At 58.2% G+C, this 5,607-nt stretch carries 5 protein-coding genes; 1 reads left to right on the top strand and 4 read right to left on the bottom strand.

Translation table 11 applies throughout. The features are described from left to right. Positions 1–278: 278 nt before the first annotated feature. The 3 genes from P1S46_11195 to P1S46_11185 are packed head-to-tail and all read right to left on the bottom strand — an operon-like array spanning position 279 to position 4,028. Positions 279–1,967: a hypothetical protein gene (locus P1S46_11195; protein ID MDF1537040.1), complete on the bottom strand. Its 1,689-nt coding sequence runs from the start codon at positions 1,965–1,967 to the stop codon at positions 279–281. Beyond that, positions 1,958–2,812 carry a cytochrome C gene (locus tag P1S46_11190; protein ID MDF1537039.1) on the bottom strand — a complete coding sequence of 285 codons (855 nt, stop codon included), beginning with the start codon at positions 2,810–2,812 and terminating at the stop codon, positions 1,958–1,960. Before P1S46_11190 ends, P1S46_11195 begins: the two co-directional genes overlap by 10 nt. A gap of 1 nt (position 2,813) precedes the next feature. Next, positions 2,814–4,028 (bottom strand): hypothetical protein, encoded by a 1,215-nt coding sequence (locus P1S46_11185; GenBank protein ID MDF1537038.1) that lies wholly within the window; start codon positions 4,026–4,028, stop codon positions 2,814–2,816. 210 nt (positions 4,029–4,238) lie between these two features. Here P1S46_11185 and P1S46_11180 point away from each other — a divergent pair, with 210 nt between their 5' ends. Continuing rightward, positions 4,239–4,631, top strand: a complete 393-nt coding sequence (locus P1S46_11180) for a four helix bundle protein (protein MDF1537037.1) — start codon at positions 4,239–4,241, stop codon at positions 4,629–4,631. Positions 4,632–4,933: 302 nt separating this feature from the next. On the opposite strand, the gene P1S46_11175 is transcribed toward P1S46_11180, so the two are convergent. After that, the gene (locus P1S46_11175) at positions 4,934–5,260 is read right to left on the bottom strand and encodes a hypothetical protein (protein MDF1537036.1); all 327 of its coding nucleotides are present in this window, start codon (positions 5,258–5,260) and stop codon (positions 4,934–4,936) included. Positions 5,261–5,607 lie beyond the last annotated feature (347 nt).

Raw genomic sequence — 5,607 nt, 5'->3', positions numbered from 1 at the left:
GTTCCCTCACGGATCGAACACACAGCCATTGGCACTCGATCCGGGCGCCTCTCCCAGGCGCGGCTGCTTTCATCGGTTATCGATCCGGGCGCCCTTTCCAGACGCGCCTGCTTTCATCGGTCATTGATTTGGGCGCCCCGCGCGGGGCGCGTTGATGGACTTTTTGCGAGTCCATCAAATTTCAATTAAACACGAAAAGCCGGACAATCCAGTCCGGCTTTTATTCTTGAAATGTGAAATGTGAATTTTGAAATCAGTGAACCTGCTTGCAAGTCGGGTTACGGCACACTCAGCACCGATATACTTGCCGCCAACAGGTTCACGCAGTAGATCGGGTTGTGATACCCGTAGCTGCCGTCCCCCACCACGAAGTCGTAATTGTAGGCGGCGGCCCGTTCCGTCGTCGTCCTGGAGGCCATCTGGGTCAGATCGAACAGACCCTGCTGCTGGTCAAAGGGGACGGTGACATCCGTGAGAGACTGTTTCAAGTCGGACAACATGCCGGAAATTTCGGACTGGAGGGGCTCCACATTACCGTCACGGTCGTAGTCGACTCCGGTGTGTGCTGATCCAGAGTAGTAGATGGAGCCGAAGTTGAAAGTGGAGATGGTGGACTCTACGTAAGAGGTCATCTGGCTGCCGTCGGCGAGGTAGAATTCGGAGATGTCGTGGCAGCCGGCAAAATCGGCCAGGCAGTTTTCCAGGCGGGGCCGGAAGGTGTGACCGGAAGTGGCCTTGGTGGGCAGTTCGGTCAGGTTGGCTTCCCCGGCCAGGTGGTAATGGCATCCTACGCATCCGGCAGCGATGGCGGTCCCGGCGTGGCCCGAGTCGTTGAAGGTATAGCCCACAAACTCCACGCCCCTGAGCCCGTCATTGGCCGTAGCTGCGAAGCCCTGAGACACCTCTTTCTGCGGGTGCCGTGGGATCTCGAGGGAAGAGACGTGAGACTGCCCTGAGCCAGCGTCTGCGGTCAACTCCTTCACGTTGTGGCACGCTATACATAAGGCTGCATTACGCTGGGTGTCAGAAGTGAGGCCCAAAGTCACGGAACGGATCAGGACCCCAGGTTCGTGGGAAGGATGGCACGTGACGCACGACACCTGGGCCAGGGCCGCGCTTCCGGGCAAATTCGAAGGATTGTTGACGTCCGTGTCCCCGGTTTCGGCCACCAGCCGGTCGATGACCGTCTGGCTCGATGCCCACGACAAATCCCCCGAAACGAACCAGGTGAAGAACCCCTCTACCGTGTGACAGGCAGCACAGGGAGTTCCCCTCACCACGCTTGTCATCGTGCCGTGGGTGGTCTCCACGACCAGGGAATCGGAGTGCCCGTCCTCGAAGAAGATCCCGGGGCCGTCCCCGCCGCGCCACTCCGGGTACTGGTTTGCCAGGATGTCGTCCAGGGAAGCTCCGCCCGCGTGCTGTGATGGCCTGTGGCACGGTCCGCACGACAGGAGATGGTAGGGGTTCACCAGGGAGGGCGAGATCGTGCTGGGCAACGGTTTGCGGTGTTCACCGTAATACAGAGCGGTGTTCATGTAGGCAAAATGCTCCATGCCGGAACCGTGACAGGCCTCACACCCGACCAGAGGTTTGAATGTGAGGCCAAGGGCTCCATGAACGCTGTCGGCAATAACGGGTGCGGAAGTGCTCGTAAATAGAAGAGAATAATCGGAAATGTCATCAATCGGATCGTGACAGTCTGAACAGTCACCGGTAATAGAAGCCGAAACGGCGTCGACGTCCCCGTGAAACCCAAGTGCCCATGAGATCGCCGGATTGAATCCCGGATAGCTGCCTGTTGTAGCGGTAATCGAATCGTGACAACCGGCATACAGACACTCCACCGTTCCCTTTTCGGGCAAGGCCGGCAGGCCGCTACCTGACCCTTTCGGGTTATAACCGCACCCTGCCGCCACCAGGAAAGCAGCGAGCAGGAAAAGTGTGGTTCGACGGCTCAGTGACATTGGTCGCAGACCTCCGGAGACTCTCTCCTGAACTTGCCCTGGATCCTCTTCCAGTTCCCGGGGTGGGGGCTGACAATGAGGCCGCTCTTCGCGGAGTGACAGGCCATGCATTCGTTCCCGTCGGGATGGCATGCCTGGCAGCTGCCCAGGGACCTGCGGGCCTCCCTGGCGTGGTCCCGGCTCCAGTCCGCGTCGGAGACCGCCCCGCCAGGGTGGCAATCCTGGCACTGGTTCAGGGAGAAGGTCTGGTGAAGGGGGCCGCCTGCGCCGGCTTCGATCTGGGACCAGCTCCTCCGGTGGGAATCAGTTCTGAGCCGGTTGCGGACCGTGTTTTCATGGCAGTCCACGCAATCCTGGCGCGTGTGACAGCTGTAGCACTGCTGGGCCTGCTCCCCGGTGGCCTTCAAAGGATGGACGATCCGGAAACGGGATGTGTGGGTCTCGGGGACCGTTTCCATGCGCACGCTGCGTTTTGTCAGGTCGGCTCCGAGTTCGCCCCCCTTGTGGCAGTCGACGCAGAAAGCGAGCTGGTGGCAGCTCGAACACCGGGCGCCCGCGGATTGCGATTCGGGGCCGTGAAGGCGGACCCAGGAGGGCGTGTGGCTCCTGGTTGGCCCCAGGACGGTTTCCTCGATATCGGCCGCTTCGTGGCAGTCGAGGCATCCAGCCCTCTCCGGGATGATGCTGAGGGCGTTGGGCAGGTGGCACCGGTCGCACTGACCGATCCCTTCCCTGTCGTGAATAGTGTGGGAAAAGCGCATGGCGTCGGCAGCGGCCGGCACCAGGCAGAGGACGGCCAGAAGAGTGATGGAGACGGCGTGGCGGATCGGAAAAGTACGGTTCATCTCATAACTCCAGTTCAAAAGCGATCCTCCCTGACAAGCTTTCCGGGAAGAGATCATCGTCGGTCCGCTCAATGCGCAGGTCGAGGGAACTCGAGTCGCTGGTCTTCACACGCCCACCGCAGTAGACGAGGCTGCTGCCCACAGTGTTTTCTCCCTTGTTCTGGGACCGGCTGACATCCCAGCCGATCCCGACGTCCCACCGGTCGCCAAGGCGGGTGGAAAGGCCGGTGCTCACCTCGACCAGATCACCACCGGATCCCTGGTGCTGAAGAAGGGATGCCGAGATCTTCGATCTTCCCGGTGTCCACCGTCCACTGACCTCGTATCGCCGGCCTCCTCCTCCCTCCTGGTAGTTTTCAACGGTGTAATCCCAGAGATACCGGGTGTTCATGGAGGGCGTGAACAGCAACGAAAAGGTCCTGCTGTAGGCGGCGCTGATGGCAAAGACGCTGTAGATCGAATCGGAATCGAAGCTCTGGACGTTGTGGGACAGTTCGAAGATAGCGGAAAAACGGTCTGAAAAGTGCAGCCTGGTTCCCACCAGGGACTCGTGAAGGGTTTTTGACATCAGGTCCCAGTTAAAGCTGGCGTAGGCCCTGGTGAAGCGGTACCAGGAATATGCCCACTCCGTGGCGATAAACTCGGTAAGCAGGCTGTCGTCGTCCATGGTCCGGCCGTAATCCAGGGAAAGGTACATGCCTGTCTTGAGCCGGTAGTCCAGACCCGCGCCCAGGACTTCGTCGGCTTTGGAAATGCCGGCATCACCTGTCACGTCGGCAGTGTAACCCCACCGGGCGTTGACAGACAGCTTGTCAAAATCGGCTGTCAGGTTGAGGCCGTCCAGGAACTGGGGGCCCGCGAGGGCCGGGATGTATTGCCTGCCGAAGGTCATTGAACCGCGTCCCTGAGCCCCTGTCAGGGTGGCGGCAAGGGTGTAGAGCCTGTTGGGGTTGTCGTCGCCGGGTTCAACCTCCTCCCCGACAGCGGTGACCCTTCCGTAACCTTCCACGTCCAGCCTGTAGCCGCCGAGGGTTCCCCTGTTCGACAGGAGCACGTACTGGGACGCGGCGGTGTTGCCGGTCCCGTCCTCTTCTTCCCAGGACGTATAGGAGGTGACCGAAGAAAGGGACGCTTCGGCCCGGGCTTGCCCTGTAAAAAGAACCAGGAGCAGGGCGGTGAAGGCCAGAACAGGGATGGAGAGTCGGTACTTGGGCAAGGGGCTCAGATCCTGTGCAGGGTGTTTGAAAAGCTCCGTGAAACAGGTTTACAACAGGCATGGGGGGTTGTCAAAGGGGAAAGAGTTTACGGTTCACGGTTTACGGTTCACAGTTACACTCAAAAAACACCCGACACTGACTTTGGCAGGGGATTTGAATATATGAAATCCTGTAATGGATGAACGCGAACTGAATGATGGGAGGAAGTAATGCAGGATTTCAGAAAGCTGCAAGTGTGGGACAGGGCCATGGAGATAACAACCAGGATTTATGAAACTACGAAGGCATTTCCTCGGTGTAAACAGTTTGGGCTGACGGCTCAACTCAGGGGCGCGAGTTCTTCCATAGGGGCCAATATTGCTGAGGGATGCGGGAGGGGATCCAATAAGGACTTCTTACGTTTCCTTCATATGGCAATTGGATCAGCTTTTGAGGTTGAAAACCACATTCTGCTGGCAGAGAGCCTGAAATACCTGGAAAAAGGGCAAGCGTCTTCGATGGTTGAGGATGTTATCGAGCTGAAAAAGATGCTCTCCAGCCTGATGCGCAAAGTTAAAAGAGCCAGCAATGGTAATAAAAAGGAGGGCTGCCAGCCCTCCTGAAAAGATTGAAACTGTAAACTGTGTACTGTAAACCGTCTACTCACGTCATTAGCTAGCCTGGACTATTCACGAGGTTCTTTTCCGTTCCGGCTGCGTTGCTGTGTCGTTCGCTTGTGCGGAATACTAAAGTATGCCTCCGCGCTCACTCCACAGTCGCCTTGCCGGAACGAAAAACTCCTCTCGTGACTATGTCCGGGCAACCCCGCATAATTCATGATGTTTATCGTGCCATTCCCATTTATCCATATTTGCCACACAGTTAGCTGACATCTCATCACCATCATGAATAATGCGGGCTAGAGCTAATGACGTGTCCTGTTCGGCGGATCAGCTAAAGTTGACCGGCCTGAAAGGAAGTTGGGGTCGGTACCCTGCTCCTCGGCCACCTCCGAGGCCAGATCGGCCAGAATGTGGGACGGGTCGGCGTCCTCGAAGAAGGTGGCCAGGTAGTAGGCGATGGTCATCAGGCGGTGGATGGCGTCTTCGATCACCTCGGCTGCCTGGTTGGTATCGCTGCCCATGCTGATCTCGCTGTTGGCCCAGGCCAGGTAGTTTTCCAGGTCCGTCTTCACCTCGGCCAGGTATGTTGTGATCTCGCTTTTCAGTTCATCCGGCATCTTGTTCTTCAATCCGGGCCTCCTGACTTCTCCCTGTCCCCCTGATATCCGGAATCGGTGCCGGTGTCAAGGAGGTTCCTCAAACGGTTCATCGTCCGAGGAGCAGTTTACAGTTCACAGTTTACAGTGGACAGTTAAATCTCAGGGCGATCCGGTTGCGGTGAAGCCGACTCGCGTGTATGTTTAACTTCGCTTTACATGAGCATCCGGTAAAGCGAAGCTTGATGGACTCGCAAAAAGTCCATCAACGCACCCCGTGCGGGGTGCCCAAATCAATGACCCGCCGCGCCTGGGAAGGGCGCCCTGATCGATGACCGATGAAAGCAGCCGCGCCTGGGAGAGGCGCCCGGATCGAGTGC

The sequence above is a fragment of the bacterium genome, assembly GCA_029210545.1.
Lineage (GTDB): Bacteria > BMS3Abin14 > BMS3Abin14 > BMS3Abin14 > BMS3Abin14 > JARGFV01.
The sequence above is the reverse complement of the archived record's forward strand: the minus strand, read 5'-3'. Positions and strand labels throughout refer to the sequence as shown.